A 17,132-nucleotide genomic window follows, 5' to 3' on the forward strand; every position below is an offset into this window, starting at 1 on the left:
GGGTGCGGGGCACTCCTTCGTGCCTCGTCAGTCGTCGTGTCAGTCGTGCGTGCCGTCCTGCTGCAGCCACACGGTCGTCTCCGCGGGGACCTCTCGGCCGTCGAGCGGGGAGCTCGAGACGATCACGTGCCCGGCCGGCATCGGCACCGGCGAGGTGCCGAAGTTCGTGACCGACGTCCAGCCACCGGGGCGGGTGAACGCGACCACGGTCGCCGGGACGGGCGTGACCCACTCGAGTGTCTCGCCGGTCTGCAGGCGCCGCCGTTCGGCGAGCGCGCGCCGGTAGAGGCTGAGCGTGGAGCCCTCGTCGGTCTCCTGGCTCTCGACCGCGAAGCGGCGGAACCCGGCGGGCACGGGCAGGTGCGCGAGCCGGTCGCCGAAGCCGAGCGTCGGACCCTGGGGGGCCCACGGCAGCGGCACCCGGCAGCCGTCGCGGCCCTTCTGCGTGCCGCCGGAGCGCAGGAACGTCGGGTCCTGGAGCGCCTCCGCGGGCAGGTCGGCCACCTCGGGCAGGCCCAGCTCCTCGCCCTGGTACAGGTAGGCGGAGCCGGGCAGGGCGAGCGTGAGCAAGGTTGCGGCACGGGCCCGGCGCCGGCCGCGCTCCTCGTCCGGGCGGGGCTGCGAGCCGTCGCGGGCGAGCCACGCGTCGAGGTCGGTGCCCTCCGGCAGGGCGTACCGGGTGGCGTGCCGCACCACGTCGTGGTTGGACAGGACCCACGTCGACGACGCCCCGGACTCGCGTGCGAGCTCGAGGTTCTTGTCGATGATCGACGCGAACGTCGTCGCGTCCCAACCCGCCTCGAGGAGGTCGAAGTTGAAGGCCTGCCCGAGCCCGTCGGGGGAGGCGTACCGGGAGCGCCGGTGCGCGGGGACCCACGCCTCGGCGACCGCGGTGCGCGGCGGGTCGTACTCGTCGAAGAGGCGACGCCACTCGCGGTAGATGTCGTGCACCTCGTCGCGGTCCTCGAGCGGGTGGGCACCGCCCCAGATGTCGGCCTTGAGGTCCGCCTGGCTGGGGAGCGGCTCGGTGAGGTCCTTGGCCAGCGCGTGCGCGACGTCGATCCGGAAGCCGTCCACGCCCCGGTCGGCCCAGAACCTCAGCGTCGTGAGGAACTCCTGCCGCACCTCGTCGTCGGACCAGTTGAGGTCGGGCTGCTCCGGGGCGAACAGGTGCAGGTACCACTGGCCGTCGCCCACGGGCTCCCACGCCGGGCCACCGAACGTCGACGTCCAGTCGCTGGGCGGGCGCTCCCCGTGCTCGCCGAGGCCGGGCCGGAAGATGTACCGCTCGCGCGCCCGGGACCCGGGCGGGGAGGCGAGCGCTTCCTGGAACCACACGTGCCGGTCGGAGGTGTGGTTCGGGACGATGTCGACGATGAGCCGGATACCCGCCGCGTGCAGGGCGGCGCGGAGCTCGTCGAACTGCTCCAGCGTGCCGATGCGCGGGTCGACGTCGCGGTAGTCGTCGACGTCGTAGCCGCCGTCGGCCAGCGCCGACGGGTAGAAGGGGCTGAGCCACACGGCGTCGACGCCCAGCTCGCGCAGGTAGCCGACCTTGCCCGTGATGCCGGGCAGGTCTCCGACGCCGTCGCCGTTCGAGTCCGCGAAGCTGCGCGGGTAGATCTGGTAGACGACAGCCTGCCGCCACCAGGTCGCGTCCTGCCTGGGCAGGGCTGCAGACGTGTCACCGACCGCCGACAGAGCCGTCACGCGTTCCTCCGGTTTGATGTAGGGCCTAAATTTAGGTCTCGGCACTAGAGTGGCGCCGTCGACCGAGGAGGTCAAGAGGTGGCTGCGATCCCCGTGACGTCACGGCACCTGCGCGACGTCAGCGCGCGGCTCGTGCTCGACCACGTCTGGGACGCCGACGAGGTGACCGGCTCGGCCCTGATCGAGGCCACGGGACTGTCGCGCGCGACCGTGCACGACGTGTGCGACCAGCTCATCGAGCAGGGCTGGGTCACCGAGCTCGAGAGCCTGCGCGTCGGGGGCGACCACGGCAGAGGGCGGCCCGCACGCCGGTATGCGTTCGACCTGCGCGCCGGTGTCGTCGTCGGCGTCGACGCCGGCCAGCACCGGGTCAGCGCCAGCGTCACGGACCTGCGCGGCGGGCTCCTCGCCCGCACGGTGCTCGCCGTCGGGCCGGACGACGGCGCCGCCGACCGCCGGCTCGGCCTCATCGAGAACGCTGCGCTCGCGGCGCTCGCCGACGCCGGCGCGTCGTCCCGCAGCGTGCTGGCGGTAGGCGTCGGCGTGCCGGCCCCGGTCGACCGGGACGGTCGCACCTCCTTTCAGGGCAACCCCTTCTGGGAGCTCATGAACCCCGACATCGCCGCCCACCTGCACCGCCGGCACGGGTGGACGGCCCTCGCCGACAACGACGCGAACCTCGCGGCCGTCGCGGAGGACTGGCGTGGGCACGGCAGGGGAGCGCGCTGCCACGTGACGCTGCTCGCTGGTGAGCGGTTCGGTGCGGGTGTGGTCGACGACGGCCGCCTCCTGCGGGGGGCCCACGGCGGCGTGGGGGAGATGCGCTACCTCGACTTCGTCGAGGGCGTCGGCTCCGCCACCGGGATCGCGGCGCTCGTCCGCGACGACGCACGAGCCCAGCTGGACCGCCTCGGCAGCGCGGACGGCTCGTCGCTGCAGGACCTGGAGCCCGCCACCCTCGATGCGGCGAGCGTGTTCGCGGCCGCCGTCGACGAGGACCCGCTCGCGGTCAGCGTGATGGAGCACGCCGCTGCGCTGCTGACCCGCGTCGTGGCGACCTTCGCCAGCATCTACGACCCGGAACGCGTCATCATCGCCGGTGCCGTCGCCGAGTCCTGCGAGCCCCTGCTCGAGCTGGTCCGCCGCGAGCTCGACCGGTACGTCGACGCACCGGGGATCGAGGTGCTCCCGTCGGGGCTGGGGCGCGACATCGTGACGGTCGGCGCGGTCAAGCGGGCGCTGGACCACGTGCGTGCGCACGCCTTGGAGCTCGTGCCCTCGGAGCTCCGCTGACCGAGATCGCCCCGGCCGCACGCACCGCGCCGTCGGCGACCAGACGGCCGACGCCCCCACCACGGCGGGAGCGCCGCTGGACCGGCGCAGCTGCACGCGGGCGCCGTCAGCCGACGTACTCCCAGTGCCACGGCTCGAACCTCGACGCCTGCGCCCAGGTCGGGTTCACCCACCCGTACTCTCCGGCGTGGGCGTCCATCCAGCGGTGCTGTGCCGAGCCGGCGTCGCCGATGCCGCCCGCGAGGTCCACCGCGAGGCCCCACCCGTGGTTCGAGGTGCCCGGCGTCGCAGCCAGCGTGGGCCGCTGGTCCCAGGTCGCGTGCTGCCCCGCCAGCGTCCGGTAGGAGTCCGAGACGGCGATGTCCCGACCGAACTTCGCCCGGAACGCGACGTCGAGGCGTTCCAGCGCGCGAGCGGCGTCGGTGCGCAGCAGGACTCCACCATCGAAGTCGGTGTGCGCCAGAGCCTCTGCGGGGATGCGCCCGTTGGCGTGGCGGCCCCATGCGCCGTCGTCCACACCGTTCGGCGACGCGGAGACACGAGCGGCGAGCCGGGCACGCTCCTCGCCGGCCGCACGCGCCACCGCCGCGGCGGCGTCGCCGGCGGAGACCGCGGCGCGCGCCGCACCCACGACGTCGACGCTCGCTGCTGCGAGACGGACCTGGGCGACCATGTCGCCGACCACGGCGGCGTGCTCGTCGTCCGGCACGACCGCCAGGTCGGCAGCCGTCTGCGCCTCCGCGTCGGTCGCGTGCACCTGCGCGACGGTGAGGACCAGCTGTTCCATGTCACCGACCAGTGCCTGGGCGGTGGTCGCGTCCTGGGAGGCCAGGGCGTCCTGCAGCCGGGAGAGCGACTCGCCGAGCCCGGCAAGGTCCGCGGGCAGCTCGGCGGGCAGCTGGGGCTCGACAGGCAGGGCGGCGGCCGGCGCCGGCTCGATCGGCTGGTCGACGGGCAGGTGCGGCTCGGCCGGCGGCGGCAGCGTCGGCGTGCTCGTCGCCAGCGTCGAGGCAGCGACCACCACTCGCTGCGCCCTGCCGGTGGTGTCGACGACGGCCTGCCGGTGCGCGGCGACGATCCGGCCGGACTCCTGGCGTCGGGCCGCCTCCGACAGCCGGCTCAGGGTGCGGTCGTCGTCGGACGCGACCAGGGCCTGCTCGACGACGACAGCATGACGCGCGGCCTCCACCGAGGCGGCGTGGGAGCGCCCACCGACGAGCTGGCCGGTGACCAGCCCTGCGGTCGTCGATGCCAGCACCACCGCCGCGACGAGGGCACGGCTGGAGGCCATGCCCGCCAGGCTGAGCGTCCACGGGCCGAGGGCCAGACCGTCCAGGCTGCCTCGCGCGGCGTGCTGACCGGTGTGGCGGCGGGCCGACGGCATGCGGAGGCGCCGTGGGGCGGCATGCATGCCGCGGGTCGCCGGTCGCATCGGAAGCAGGCTCTCCAGGTCGGTGGCCCACCGCGACAGTGGCGCGTCGGGTCGTGAATCGGTGCAGGAGGTTCACGGGTCTGATCGGTGCACACCGGCCCGTCCTGAACGAAGTGCACGTCACACGGGTGCGACGTCACCGCATCGGAGCAGCGCGGCGGTCGGAATGCCCGACTGCTCCGCACCTTTCGTGGGCCGTTCCAGGGCGACCGGTGGGCGGGGTCGCCGACGGCAGCGCGCGACGCCGGGTGTGACGTAGCCATCGCCTCGTCCGCGTCAGGACCGGGCGTCGAGCGCCGATGGCTGACTCGTGTCCGCCGACCTCGTCACCCCACCGCCGCCTCCCGCCCGCAACCTCCGCCGCACCATCGGTCGTCCCGTCGCGCTGCGGTCGCTGGCTCTGCCCAACTACCGCCGCTGGGCGCTGGCCGACCTGGTGTCGAACGTCGGGTCGTGGATGTCGACCGCCGCTCTGGGCTGGCTCGTCTTCGACATGACCGGCTCTGCCGCTGCGCTGGGCGCGATCGTCGCCGTCAAGCAGGGTCCGGCGCTCGCCCTCGGTCTGGCGGGCGGGGCGCTGGCGGACCGGCTCGAGGCGCGTCGGGTGCTGCCGTTGACGCAGGGTGCGTTCGCGGTGCTCGCCGCGGTCCTCGCGGTCCTGACCTGGACGGGCGACGCGCGGCTCTGGCACCTGTACGGGTTCGCGGCGCTCACGGGCGTGGTGGGGGTGCTCGACGGCCCGTGCTTCGGGAGGCTCCTCGCTCAGGTGCTCGGCCGGGAGAACCTCTCGAACGGTATCGCCCTGGGGTCGGTGACCCACTCGACCGGCTGGGTGCTCGGTCTGGGTGCCGGGTCGGTCGTGCTCGCCGGCCCTGGTGCGTGGGCGGTGTTCGCGATCGACGCGGCGTCGTTCGTGGCCGTCGCTCTGATGATCCTGCGCCTGCGGAGGGACCAGCTCCATCCGATGGAGCGGGCAGAGCCCGGGTCGGGCCGGGTGCGGGACGGGATCCGGCACGTGCTGGCGAGCAAGCAGCTCGTCGTCGTCCTGGCGACCGGCGTGGTCACCGGTGCGGTGGGTCGTCACTTCCAGGTCACCATGGCGGCGACGGCCGAGGCGACCTTCCACGGTGGCCCGAGCCTGTACGGACGCCTCTTCACCTGCTTCTCCGTCGGCGCGCTCGTGGGCGCTGCGGTCGCCGCACGACTGCGTCACCTGCGGATGCCGGTGCTGCTGGGCTCTGCCGGCGCCGCCGCGGTCGTCCAGGCGTGTTCCGGTGCCGCCCCCGTGGCCTGGGCGTTCGCCGGTGCGATGCTGGCGGTGGCTGCGTGCTGCGTGGTGTACGACACGGCGGTGTCGACGACCGTGCAGCTCCTCGCGCCCGGACCGCTGCGTGGCCGGGTCCTCGCGGTCCAGGGCGTCGTCTCGTCCGTCGCGTCGATGGTCGGCGCGCCGTTCGTGGGCTGGCTCACGGACACCCTCGGCCCCCGTGCTGCCCTCGGCGTGGGGGGCGCGACGGCCCTGGCGGCCGTCGTCGTCGCTGCCTGCGTGCTCACCGGAGGACCCCGGGACGCAGCCCGCGCGGTCCGTGCGTCGCTGTCGGTGCGCGCGCTCGCTCCGGCGTGACCCGGACGGCGCCCTGGCCGCGCCCGACCCGCCCTGCCCTGCCCGAGCAGCGCACGTGCGGCGGTGCAGCGGTCCGGCGCCCGAGGAGGAGCCGCTGAGGGCCGAGCTGCGACCACGGAACAGGGCGGGCTCGGCAGTGCCGAGCCCGCCCTGTCTGGCCCACCCCGTCGCGGCGGTGCACCGATCCGCTCCCGTCAGTGACTCCGGGCGCGGACCCGTCCCGGGCCTACCGCTGGAGGGTGAGCAGGCCGGGTCGGTAGGGCAGCAGGCCGTAGTCACCGCCGGAGCTCGGCGACCGGCCCTGGTAGAGCAGCTGCAGGTTGCAGGGGTCGATCGTCATGGTCTGGTCGTTGCTGGCACGGATGAGCTCGCCGTGGCTGATGTCGTTGGTCCAGGTCGCACCGCTGTTGGCCTTCCCCGCGAACGGGTTGGACTCGCTGGCCGCCTGCGGGGTCCACGACCCGGACAGGCTGCTGGCCGTGAAGGAGCGGAAGTAACGGCCGTTGGAGCCGATCGCCTCGACGATCATCAGGTACTGGTTCTGGCCCTTGACCTTGTAGACCTGCGGCGCCTCGAACAGGTTGTTCGACGAGTCGCTCATGACGGTCGTGTACGAGGAGCCGAAGCTGCCCGGGAAGTTCCCGATCGGCATGCTGGCCCGATAGATCTTGCCGTTGTCGCCGGCGAAGAACAGGTACATGTTCGTGCCGTCACCGATGATCGTCTGGTCGATCGGGCCCGTGCCGGACCCGGAGATGCTGCCCGAGAACAGGGTCTGGGGCGCCGACCAGCCGTTGGCGTTCGTCGGGTCGCTGGACGTCCGGTAGGAGAACGCGCTGCCGCCCCACTGGTAGGTGAGCACCCAGATGTTCTTCGGCGCGAAGTAGAAGAGCGAGGGAGCCACGGTCGCCGACGACATCCCGTTCTGCGACGCCGAGCTCAGGTCGGACCAGCTCGAGACCAGGCCGAAGTTCATCGAGCCCCATGTCGAGCCCTGGTCGTGGGTGGTGGCGTACACCAGGTGCTTGCCGTTGTACTCCGCGGTGGTGAAGTCCTTCAACGACGCCCAGCCGGACCGCGGCGTCGCCAGCGCGCCGGTCGAGGACCACCGGTAGGACGACGGCAACGAGCACGAGCCGCCCGTCGTGGTGGGGGTCGGGGTCGGGGTCGAGGTGGAGCCCCCGCCGACCCGGACCAGCTGCCACTGCTGGTTCGAGCCGTTCCAGTCGGCGTACTGGACGATGTTGCCGCCGTCAGCGGTGGAGGCACCCTGCACCTCGACCGCCTTGCCGCTGTTGCGGCTGATCAGCTGGGTGTAGCCGTCGATGTCCTGCATGCTGAACTGCTGGTTGGTGGAGTTGTTGTCGGCCCACTGGATGATGGCCGCGCCGTCGGCGGTGGACCGGTTGGACACGTCGAGGACCTTGCCCGACAGCCGCGACCTGAGCCGGTAGTAGCCGCTGCCTGAGTCGACGAACTGCCACTGCTGCTGGTTGCCGTCGTTGCGGGACCACTGCGTGATGCGTGCGCCGTCGTTCGTGGCGAGGTTGTACACGTCGAGCGCCTTGCCGCTGTTGCGGTTGACCAGCACGTACCAGGCGGTGGTGTCCACGGTGGCTGCTGCGGCCGGGGTGGCCGGCACCAGCGCCACGGCCACGCCCACCAGTGCGGCGGCGACCGCCGCGATCAGGCCGGTCACCCGGCGGCCGGGCCCACCTGCGGGGGAGGACGTCATCGTCGGCTCCTTTCCATCGAGGGAAGACAGGGATGTGTTGCCAGGCGCGCCGCCGTGCCGAGGGGTGCCTCAGCGGTGAGCGGTGCGCCGACTCTGCGAGGGATGCTCGTTGTGAGCGCTAACATTCGTCGGCCGACATACTGCCAGTGCCGGACGGGCCCACCACGACCGAAACGGTTCATCGGCACGATCGGGTCACGCTCGGGGCCGTCGGAGGCACCGTCGTGGCTGCTGCTACGGCGCCGTGTCGTCGTGGAGGACGACACGGGAGAGCTCGACCAGGTCGCCACGTCGCCAGTAGTGCAGCCGGCGAGCGGACGGTGTGTTGCGCTGCAGAGCCACGCGATAACAGACCGCCCCGTCGGCTCGGGTGACGGCGGGCGCGCTGCCGCTCTCGCGCTCCCGGAGCTCGTGGTTCTCACGGGCTGCCAGACGAGCGGGATCACCGACGACGACGTCCGCCACCACCTCGGCGAGCTTGCTCCACGCGACCGGCCCGAGGGTGGTCAGCGAGTCGACGAGCCGCGGGCCGACCTGCCACGGACCCAACGGCCACCGTGCCTTCTCGCCGGCGGGCACGCGTCGAGCCCAGGCTGCGGTCACGGCGTAGCGCAGGTCCAGCTCGGGGTCGGTGAACCAGCCGCGGGTGTCGTCGTCCCGTCCGGACCCACGGCTCGCCGCCTTGAGCTCGGCTTCCAGCCACTGCCGCCGTGCGTCCGCATGGCGGTACTTGTCGCGGAAGGCCGTCTGGTTGCGCTCGCTCGCGTCGAGCTCGGCCTCGAGGGAGGCCGCGTACTGCCGAAGTCTCGCCAGCTCTCGGGCCGCTCCCCGCACGGTGTCGAGGCCGCGGGTCAGCTCGGCGACGCGTGCGCGCTCGGTGGCGAGCGCGAGCCCGAGGTCGCGGACGGCGGTGCCCTCGCGCGGAGCGGGTACGGCTGCTTCCGGCGCCGGCGCGGACGGGCGGACCGGAGGTCCGGCACGCAGATCGAGCGGTGTCGGTCGACGCGGCACGCCAGCATCGCCCGCCGGCGGCTCGAGATCCGCAGCACCCGCGGCGACGTCGTGCTCCACAGGATCCATCGCGACGTCGTGCTCCAGAGGATCCACGGCGGCCGCGTGATCCGAGCCGGTCGCGCGAACGGGCGCGACGGCCGCGGGGAGCACGTCGGGGAGCCCGTCGAGGAGCCCGGTCTGGCGCACCACCTCGGGAGCCGGCGGAGGCACCAGCCACGCCGGACCGCCGTCGAGCAGCGCCGGTGCGAGCACGGGTGCGTCCTCGTCGTCCACGTCGAGGAGCGACAGCGCGATCATTGGTGGCGACGACGCCATGCGCGCGACCACGACGTCGCCCGGCGTGAAGAGCTCGTCGAGCCGGTCCAGGCCGTTCGTCGTGACCGCAGACCTCGGGACATCCACGTCCGCCCCGACGACCACCCTGACGGTCAGGAGCTCCTCCCGGACCGCGACGACCTCCGCCAGCACGGTCGCGCCCGCGACGTACGACGACGGCACGCCCGCCGCGGCGCCGTCCAACCGCCCCGACCCGGCCCGAAGGTCGAGGCGCCGGGTCTCGGGGTCCACCTGCCCCTGGACCCGCTGGCCGCGTCGGACGAGCCGATCCAGCGGGACGTCGAACCCGGACAGCTCCTCCCACAACGTGGCCATGCCGCCGTGGTCGAGCTGCACGATGGCCCGGCTGCCCAGCACGCCGACCACCTCGCCGCCGACCACGGGACGCAGGCTCGGCGAGCGCTGCTCGTACAGGCCGGCGGCGACGGCCGCCGCCATCCCGTCGGCCACGAGGTCCTCCGTCACGCGGTCCCGCTCCGCCGCCGCGTAGGCGAAGCGCAGCGGTGCCCGACGGGGCGTGCTCACCCAGCCGTGGTCCACCGGGTACACGCGCGAGGCGCCGCCGTACACCTGCGTGAGGCTGGGCATCTGGGACGAGAACGCCCAGGACACGTCCGAGGTCGGCATGACCACGACCTCGACGAGTCCGCGCAGGTCCTGGACGAGCGCGTCGACGTCCGCAAAGGGTTCCAGGGCGCCGCTGGCGATCGTGACGACCGCCACGGGCCACCGGCGGCCCGGTGTCAGGAGAAACGCGGCGAGCGCCCTGGCCTCCTCCTCGCTCGAGATCTCGCGGCGCGTCGTCGGGACGGTGGTCGCGGCGTGCCCGGTCGCGGACACCGTCGGCGCCATGGCGGCACGGGCCTCACGAGCGCGGTTCCGTCGGACCATCGGGGCCTCCGTCTGTGCCTGGTGGGCGCTCACCCTCCGGTAGTGCACTGCCCTCCAGCGTCCGGGACGCGCGAGCTCACCGCATCACCGGCCACCCTCGCGCAGGTGCCTGTCCGAGACCGTCCACAAGAGCAGCAGCTGATAGATCGTTCGCTCGCCGTTGCCGGCGCGACGCATCAGTCGCAGCAGCCCAGTGCTACAGCGTCGGCCGCCGGACCGTGTGGCTGACGGAAGCTCGCGGCTCCTTGGACAGCTCGGGCTCGGCCCCGGACGGGCGACCTGCCCGGCGCCGTCAGCCCGGTCCGGAGGGGTGATGAGCGCTACTCTCGCTGGCGCAGGGCGCGTCCTTCGACCTCGTCGAGCAGGTCGTCCGCCACCTCCGGGCTCACCGCGCCTCGGCTGCGCGCCGCCAGGAGATAGTCCCGCTCGACGTCGTTCGCCTCGCGCAGCAGAGCACCCACGGCGGCGTCGTCGCCGGTGTCGTCCTCGTCCTGCGCCGCGCCGTGCCGCGCGGTGCTCAGCGCATCCTGTGCCGCCAGGAATCCCTCGTACTGGAGCCGCACGGCGAGGCGCACGCGCTCAGGTCGGCCTTCCGCCAGTCGGCCGTCCAGGGCCTCGAGTGCCGCTGACATCGCGTCGCGCCGCACGGTGCGTCGTTCTCGGCGCTCGTCTCCGGTCGACCCCACATGGAGCAGCCGCACGAGGGGCGCGAGCGTGAGCCCTTGCAGGACGAGCGTCACCAGCACGGTGACGAGCGCGACGACGACCACGGTGTCGCGCTCGGGGAAGGGTGCGCCGGACCTGATCGCCGAGGGCAGTGCGAGCGCCGTCGCCACGGTCACCACCCCGCGCATGCCGGCCCAGGAGGTGACCACGGCCTCGCGCGTCCCGAGCGGGACCGCGACGGCGCGCCGCCGTCGTGCGAAGAGGGCGCTCGACCCGAGGACCCAGGCGAAGCGGACGACCACGACCGTCACGCACGTCCAGCCTGCGAGGGCGAGTGCCGAGGTGCGGTCGGGGCTGGTGCGCAGGATCTCCGTCAGCTCGAACCCGATGAACACGAAGACCAGGCTCGTGATCAGGTAGTCGGCATACCGCCACACGGCACGGCCCAGGAGCCAGCCCTCGGACGTCAGCGACCGGTGACCGTAGGTGCGCAGGTACAGCCCGAGGGTCAGCACGGCCAGCACGCCCGAACCGTGAAGCTCCTCAGCGGTGAGGTACACCGCGAAGGGGACGGCGACGGTCAGCGTGGTCTCGGCCGCGGCGGCGTGCAGCCCCGCCAGCGCGACCCGGGTCAGCACGGCCGCAGCGAGTCCCAGCCCGACACCGACGGCGACGGCGAGCACCAGGCTGAGGCCGAGATCGCCAGCCGTGACGCCGCCTACGACGACGGCGGCCACGGCCACGTTGTAGAGCACGAGGGCGGTGGCGTCGTTGAACATGCCTTCGCCCTCGAGCACCGTGACCAGTCGCCCGGGCAGGCGCAGTCGTCGTGCGACCGCGGTGGCCGCCACCGGGTCAGGTGGTGCGACGACCGCCCCCAGCACGGCGGCGGTGCCCCAGGCGAACCCCGTGCCATGGGCGAGGACCGCCACCGCGGCTGCGCTGGCGAGCGTCAGCCCGACGGCCAGGAGGAGGATCGGGCGGGCGTTGTCGCGGAACTCGCGGGCCGTGGCGCGCTGCGTCGCCGCGAACAGCAGGGGCGGCAGGACCAGCGGGAGGATGACCTCCGGTTCGACGGTGACGTAGGGCACGGCCGGGATGAACGGGACCGCAAGGCCGAACAGCGTCAGCAGCACCGGGAACGGGACGCGCAACCGCTCGGCCGCCGGCGTGAGCACGATGATGCCTGCGACGAGCAGGGCGACAAGCAGGGTGGTCGACACCGGGCGGCTCCTTCGAGGGGTGCGGTGCGGGGTGACGGTCGCTAGCGTGCCACCAGTGCCGTTCGCCGACCGGCTTCTTCGCCAGCGGCGGCTGGTGCAAGATCCCAACCCGGCTTCCGCCAGAATCGCACCGGCGTGACTACCGACCCGCGCTCGGGTGAGTCGTGCCGCGACACGGATGCCTATCCGGGCGGTGCGACGCGCAACCGTGGAACGCTCACGAGCGTGAGCGACACCGTCCCCAGCCAGATCTGGCAGCGCGTGGTCCAAATCCGAAGCGAACGGACCGGACGGCCAGGGACCGGCTTCATCGTCGAGGTCGACGGGTCGCGCTACCTGCTGACTGCGAAGCATCTGTGCGACGACGCGGCGAGCGACGACCTGACGATCCGTTACCCCTGGTCGAACGGTGGTCGTCCGTTCACGGCCGAACTGACGAGGGTCGGTTCTGCGCTCGAAGGTGGAGACGCAGCGGCGTTCGCCTTGCATGGCACGGTGCTCGAACGCGTGAACCTGCCTGGCGTGGTGCCGCTGAACGCAGCGGACATGGTCTTCACGCAGGAGTGCCTCATTCTCGGGTACCCGCACGGCCTGACGTTCGATCTGACCTGGGGTGGCGTCGACACGTTCTTTCCGGTCGCCAAACGCGGCACCATCGCCGGCGCGACGCAAGCCGAACGGTTCGGCGACGGCGAATGGTGGTTGCTCGACGTCGTCGCGAATCCTGGGTTCTCGGGTGGTCCGGTGGCAGCGCACATCGGCGCTGGCGGCGACTGGAAGTTCGTTGGAGTCGTGGCCGGCGCGATCTCTGGACCGTTGGAGGAGGGATCGGTCGTCGCGTACCCGTCCGGCCTCTCGTACGCGACCCAGGCCGGGCAGGCCGGACGACTGGTCGGCATTCCGAAGCGATAGTCGACGGTCGTCCTCGCGGGATCATGACGGTCGGCGAGCGATCAGAGCATGCGCACCTGATCGGCCGGCATCCATACGGACCGCGCGGCAGTCAGGTGTCCGACCGACTGCCGCACGCATAGCCACGCAGCCGGCAACGGCGGCGCGGGCGCACGGGACACGACCGCGACCGGCACCGTGACGACCGTCCCGCCGTAGGTCTGCCCGGTGACGGTGGCGAACCGCATCGGGGACAGCGTCGTCATGCCGGCCGGCTCGGCGGTCCACAGATAGTGGGCGTAGTGCACGCGGCGGACGGCACGGGGGAGCGGTGACACAGACGGGAGTGCGCGCGACACGACCGCAGCGCGCAGATCACTGCGACACGTGTGCGACACGCTGCAACGTATTCGCAGGTCGGACGGGTGCCCCGAGTGGGATTCGAACCCACACTGGATCGGGTTTGAGCCGAACGCCTCTGCCGGTTGGGCTATCGGGGCCGAGCAGGTCAGCAGGATATCCCGACGGCAGGTACGGCAACGACGGGCGGGCGGACGGCGCGACCTGCCTCACAGTCGAACAGCCGTGGTACGGCCGCACCCGCCCACTACGCTGTCCTCGTGACCAACGACGTGACGCCCGAGCCCACCGAGCAGGCCCCAGGGGCCCTCGACCTGAGTGCATCGGCTCCGGCCCAGGAGCCGGCAGCGCGGAACGCGTCGGCACGTCCCGCTCGCCGGGCCGTCGTGGCCGAGGACGAGGCGCTGATCCGCATGGACGTCGTGGAGACGCTTCGCGACGCCGGCTTCGACGTCGTCGGAGAGGCGGGCGACGGCGAACGTGCGGTCGCGCTCGCGACGGAGCTGAAGCCGGACGTCGTGGTGATGGACGTGAAGATGCCGGTGCTCGACGGCATCTCGGCTGCGGAGCGGATCGGCAAGGCGCACCTGGCCCCGGTCGTGCTGCTGACGGCGTTCTCGCAGACCGAGCTGGTGGAGCGGGCCCGGGACGCAGGCGCGATGGCGTACGTCGTGAAGCCGTTCAGCCCGGCGGACCTGCTGCCGGCGGTGGAGATCGCGATCTCGCGGTACGCGCAGATCAGCGCGCTCGAGTCCGAGGTCGCAGACCTGGCGGAGCGTTTCGAGACCCGCAAGCGCGTCGACCGTGCCAAGGGCCTGCTCATGACCAAGATGGGCCTCACGGAGCCGGAGTCGTTCCGCTGGATCCAGAAGACCTCGATGGACCGTCGGCTCACCATGCGCGAGGTGGCGGACGCGGTCATCGAGCAGGTCGGCGGCGGTGCGTCGTAGGCGTCTCGCCTGGTCACGACCTCGGTCAGGTGTCCAGTTCGCGCAGGCTCGCTCTTTGTCACAAGTCTGCAACAACCATCGCGGTTTCACGTCGCGGACACAAAGAATGAGTACCTTCGCGCCACACTGCAGGATCCTCATGGATCTGCGGATCGCAGTACTCACAGAGGGGTACCACGCATGATTCGTTCGACACATGCAGTTCGAGCAGCCGCGCTGGCCGGCGCTGCCGCCCTGATCCTGGCCGCCTGCAGCAGCAGCGGCGGGGACAGCGACGACAACGCGAGCGAGGGATCGACGTCCTCCGCGTCCGGGCCGCTGAAGATCGGCTCGCTGCTGCCGCAGACGGGATCCCTCGCGTACCTCGGTCCGCCCGAGATCGCGGGTGTGGACCTCGCGATCAAGGACATCAACGAGGCCGGCGGCGTGCTGGGCGAGGACGTCACGGTGGAGCACACCGACTCGTCCGACGCCGACAACGCCGAGGTCGCGACCCAGTCGGTCACCGAGCTGATCTCGAAGAAGGTGTCGGCCATCGTCGGTGCCGCGTCCTCGTCCGTGACGCTCAACGTCGTGGACGACATCACCAACGCGAAGATCGTCCAGATCTCGCCGGCGAACACCGCGACGAAGCTGTCGGGCTACTCGCCGTTCTACTTCCGCACCGCTCCGCCGGACACCGTCCAGGGTGCGGCGCTGGGCAACCTCATCACGGGTGACGGGCACGAGAACGTCGGCATCCTCGTGTTCAACGACGACTACGGCACGTCGCTGCGCGACGTCGTCGAGAAGACGGTGGAGGACGCGGGCGGCACGATCACGTACGGCAAGAAGGGACAGGAGTTCGACCCGAAGGCGAGCAGCTTCGACTCGGACATCACGGCGCTCCTGGCCACCAGCCCGGACGCGGTCGTCGTGCTCGCGTTCGAGCAGACCAAGCAGATCATCCCCGGTCTCGTGGCCGGCGGCGTCGCCCCGGCGAACATCTACCTGGTGGACGGCAACACCGCCGACTACTCGGCGGACTTCCAGCCGGGCACCCTGGAGGGCGCTCAGGGCACCATCCCCGGTGCGTTCCCGTCGGACGAGTTCCAGGCTCGTCTCAAGGAGGTCGACCCGAACCTCAAGGACTTCGCCTACGGCCCCGAGTCGTACGACGCGACGATCCTCGTGGCCCTGGCCGCCGAGAAGGGGAAGGCCACGGACGGCGCGACCGTCCAGAAGAACCTCGCGGCGGTCTCCGGCGCGGACGGCGGCGAGAAGTGCTCGTCGTTCGCCGACTGCGTGAAGCTCATCCAGGACGGCAAGGACATCCAGTACACCGGCCAGGCCGGTGTCGGACCGTTCAACGCCGACAACGACCCGTCCAGCGCGTTCATCGGCGTCTACAAGTACGGTGCCGACAACAAGAACGTCTGGGTCAAGGCGGTCGAGGGCGCGGTCAAGTAACGACGCCCGCGTGACGAGGAGGGCCGGTGGGGACGATCCGTCCGCACCGGCCCTTCGTCGTGCCCGAGGCGGCGCGTCGGGCGCTGTCAGTGCAGGACGACGTCGACGACGAGCGCGCGGTGGTCCGACAGCCCCGTGTCGACGGCCCGGGCGGGACCGGCGGCGCGGACAGCACCATCGCCGAGCACGTGGTCCAGCTGTTGGGTCGGCTCCGCGACCGGGAAGGTGCGGGCGGTCGCAAGGGGACGCATGCCCGACCAGCGTGTCGATCCCGCACCCTCGAGGTTGAGGTCCCCGAGCAGCACGAGCGGTCGTGTCAACGGCTGGACCTGGGTGACCAGATGACGCAGCTGGCGACCGTTCCAGCCCGGGATGAACGTCAGGTGGGTCGCGACGACGCTCAGCACTCCCTGAGGGCCCTGCACGACGGCGGCGAGCGCCGCGCGCGGTTCGTCCCGCACCAGGGCCGGCCATCGGCTCCCGGGCCAGCGCACGGGCGTCCTGCGACGCAGCGTGGGCAGCTGGAGCACGCGCCACTCGAGCACCGGATAGCGACTCAGAAGCGCGATGCCGTAGCTCGCACGGGCAGGCTGGTGGTCGCCCGTCGCGGCCGTCCACAGGCCGGGCTCGCCGTGCAGGGTGGCGACGAACCGGTGCTCGGGGGCGTTCATCGCCTCCGCGGCGAGGCTGGTGAGGTCGGCACCGTGCGAGCGGGGCTGCTCGCGGTCCACCTCCTGCAGGGCGAGCACGTCGGCGTCGAGCGCCGCGACCGCGTTCGTGAACCGGTCGAGCCGGACCAGGCCGTCGGCCACCGACCGACCGTGCAGGATGTTGAACGTTGCCAGGCGCACGCTCGCGATTCTCCCGGTCGACCTGCGCCCTCGCCCGTCGGCGTGTAGACACTCGTCTCATGACTCAGCCCACGAGCAAGCAAGGTGCGCTCGTCGACCCACCCGACGACCGCACGGCGCTGCACGACGGCCTGCGGCTGACGGCGGTCGCGCTGACGGACGCCGGGATCCCGTTCGCCCTCGTCGGTGGCTACGCCGCGTGGGCGCGCGGGGCACCCGAACCGAGTCACGACGCGGACTTCGCCGTGACGGAGGACGACGTGGAGCGGGCCAAGGCGGCCATCGCCGCCGCGGGGCTCGTCGTCGAGCAGCCGGCCGAGAACTGGCTGTTCAAGGCGTTCCACCACGGTCAGCTCGTCGACGTGCTGTTCCGGATGGTGGGTGAGCCGATCACCCGCGAGCAGCTGGCCCGGAGCGACCTCCTCGAGGTGCTGGCGGTGCGGATGCCGGTGCTGAGCGCCACCGACGTCGTGTCGGCGAAGATGCGGGTGCTGGGGGAGCACGCCTGCGACTTCGGGCGGTTGCTCGCGATCGTGCGGGCACTGAGGGAGCAGGTCGACTGGGATCGTGTCCGCGGCGACGTCGGCGGGCACCCATACGCCCGGGCGTTCCTCTTCCTCGCCGACGAGCTCGGGATCACGGATCGCGCTCCTGCGTCGTCGACTGACGAGGTGGGGCCGGGGTCGGGTGCGGCGCCGTCGACCTGA

Annotated in this window: 13 protein-coding genes and 1 tRNA gene; 6 read left to right on the forward strand and 8 right to left on the reverse strand. The window is 72.2% G+C overall.

Annotated elements, in window-relative coordinates; genetic code table 11:
* Positions 1 to 39: 39 nt before the first annotated feature.
* Positions 40 to 1,710: a glycoside hydrolase family 13 protein gene (locus ACVW07_RS01120; RefSeq protein WP_456817457.1), complete on the reverse strand. Its 1,671-nt coding sequence runs from the start codon at positions 1,708 to 1,710 to the stop codon at positions 40 to 42.
* A 78-nt stretch (positions 1,711 to 1,788) separates the two neighbouring features.
* On the opposite strand from ACVW07_RS01120, the gene ACVW07_RS01125 reads away from it, so the two are divergent.
* Positions 1,789 to 3,003 (forward strand): ROK family transcriptional regulator, encoded by a 1,215-nt coding sequence (locus tag ACVW07_RS01125; RefSeq protein WP_456817458.1) that lies wholly within the window; start codon positions 1,789 to 1,791, stop codon positions 3,001 to 3,003.
* A gap of 106 nt (positions 3,004 to 3,109) precedes the next feature.
* Here ACVW07_RS01125 and ACVW07_RS01130 read toward each other — a convergent pair whose 3' ends face one another.
* Positions 3,110 to 4,435, reverse strand: coding sequence for a M15 family metallopeptidase (locus tag ACVW07_RS01130; RefSeq protein WP_456817459.1), 1,326 nt, complete (start codon positions 4,433 to 4,435; stop codon positions 3,110 to 3,112).
* A gap of 310 nt (positions 4,436 to 4,745) precedes the next feature.
* Between ACVW07_RS01130 and ACVW07_RS01135 the strand changes: the two genes are divergently transcribed.
* The gene (locus ACVW07_RS01135; protein WP_456817460.1) at positions 4,746 to 6,059 is read left to right on the forward strand and encodes an MFS transporter; all 1,314 of its coding nucleotides are present in this window, start codon (positions 4,746 to 4,748) and stop codon (positions 6,057 to 6,059) included.
* A gap of 226 nt (positions 6,060 to 6,285) precedes the next feature.
* Here ACVW07_RS01135 and ACVW07_RS01140 read toward each other — a convergent pair whose 3' ends face one another.
* The 3 genes from ACVW07_RS01140 to ACVW07_RS01150 all read right to left on the reverse strand — a co-directional run bounded on the left by ACVW07_RS01140 (position 6,286) and on the right by ACVW07_RS01150 (position 11,924).
* On the reverse strand, positions 6,286 to 7,794 hold the full coding sequence (locus tag ACVW07_RS01140; protein WP_456817461.1) for a non-reducing end alpha-L-arabinofuranosidase family hydrolase: 1,509 nt from the start codon (positions 7,792 to 7,794) through the stop codon (positions 6,286 to 6,288).
* A 234-nt stretch (positions 7,795 to 8,028) separates the two neighbouring features.
* Positions 8,029 to 10,035: a hypothetical protein gene (locus tag ACVW07_RS01145; protein ID WP_456817462.1), complete on the reverse strand. Its 2,007-nt coding sequence runs from the start codon at positions 10,033 to 10,035 to the stop codon at positions 8,029 to 8,031.
* 320 nt (positions 10,036 to 10,355) lie between these two features.
* Positions 10,356 to 11,924 (reverse strand): cation:proton antiporter, encoded by a 1,569-nt coding sequence (locus ACVW07_RS01150; protein WP_456817463.1) that lies wholly within the window; start codon positions 11,922 to 11,924, stop codon positions 10,356 to 10,358.
* Between the two features lie 225 nt (positions 11,925 to 12,149).
* Between ACVW07_RS01150 and ACVW07_RS01155 the strand changes: the two genes are divergently transcribed.
* Entirely contained in the window at positions 12,150 to 12,836 is a 687-nt protein-coding gene (locus ACVW07_RS01155) for a S1 family peptidase (RefSeq protein ID WP_456817464.1), read from the forward strand.
* A gap of 41 nt (positions 12,837 to 12,877) precedes the next feature.
* On the opposite strand, the gene ACVW07_RS01160 is transcribed toward ACVW07_RS01155, so the two are convergent.
* Both ACVW07_RS01160 and ACVW07_RS01165 read right to left on the reverse strand, forming a co-directional pair.
* Positions 12,878 to 13,153 (reverse strand): hypothetical protein, encoded by a 276-nt coding sequence (locus ACVW07_RS01160; protein WP_456817465.1) that lies wholly within the window; start codon positions 13,151 to 13,153, stop codon positions 12,878 to 12,880.
* A gap of 88 nt (positions 13,154 to 13,241) precedes the next feature.
* Positions 13,242 to 13,315: transfer RNA gene (locus ACVW07_RS01165), tRNA-Leu, on the reverse strand.
* Positions 13,316 to 13,435: 120 nt separating this feature from the next.
* On the opposite strand from ACVW07_RS01165, the gene ACVW07_RS01170 reads away from it, so the two are divergent.
* Together ACVW07_RS01170 and ACVW07_RS01175 are read left to right on the forward strand one after the other, a co-directional pair.
* Complete coding sequence (locus ACVW07_RS01170) at positions 13,436 to 14,125, forward strand: ANTAR domain-containing response regulator (RefSeq protein ID WP_456817466.1); 690 nt, start codon at positions 13,436 to 13,438, stop codon at positions 14,123 to 14,125.
* A gap of 180 nt (positions 14,126 to 14,305) precedes the next feature.
* On the forward strand, positions 14,306 to 15,574 hold the full coding sequence (locus ACVW07_RS01175; RefSeq protein WP_456817467.1) for an ABC transporter substrate-binding protein: 1,269 nt from the start codon (positions 14,306 to 14,308) through the stop codon (positions 15,572 to 15,574).
* A gap of 86 nt (positions 15,575 to 15,660) precedes the next feature.
* Here the strand turns inward: ACVW07_RS01175 and ACVW07_RS01180 are convergent, their stop codons facing one another.
* Entirely contained in the window at positions 15,661 to 16,425 is a 765-nt protein-coding gene (locus ACVW07_RS01180; protein ID WP_456817468.1) for an endonuclease/exonuclease/phosphatase family protein, read from the reverse strand.
* Positions 16,426 to 16,484: 59 nt separating this feature from the next.
* Here ACVW07_RS01180 and ACVW07_RS01185 point away from each other — a divergent pair, with 59 nt between their 5' ends.
* Positions 16,485 to 17,132, forward strand: coding sequence for a nucleotidyltransferase family protein (locus tag ACVW07_RS01185; protein ID WP_456817469.1), 648 nt, complete (start codon positions 16,485 to 16,487; stop codon positions 17,130 to 17,132).

The organism is Cellulomonas sp. URHB0016 (assembly GCF_054057935.1).

Excerpts from the sequence above, each read along its gene's own strand:
- ACVW07_RS01175 (WP_456817467.1), top strand. The coding sequence starts at position 14,306 with ATGATTCGTTCGACACATGCAGTTCGAGCAGCCGCGCTGGCCGGCGCT.
- ACVW07_RS01145 (WP_456817462.1), bottom strand. The coding sequence starts at position 10,035 with ATGGTCCGACGGAACCGCGCTCGTGAGGCCCGTGCCGCCATGGCGCCG.
- ACVW07_RS01185 (WP_456817469.1), top strand. The coding sequence starts at position 16,485 with ATGACTCAGCCCACGAGCAAGCAAGGTGCGCTCGTCGACCCACCCGAC.
- ACVW07_RS01130 (WP_456817459.1), bottom strand. The coding sequence starts at position 4,435 with ATGCGACCGGCGACCCGCGGCATGCATGCCGCCCCACGGCGCCTCCGC.
- ACVW07_RS01140 (WP_456817461.1), bottom strand. The coding sequence starts at position 7,794 with ATGACGTCCTCCCCCGCAGGTGGGCCCGGCCGCCGGGTGACCGGCCTG.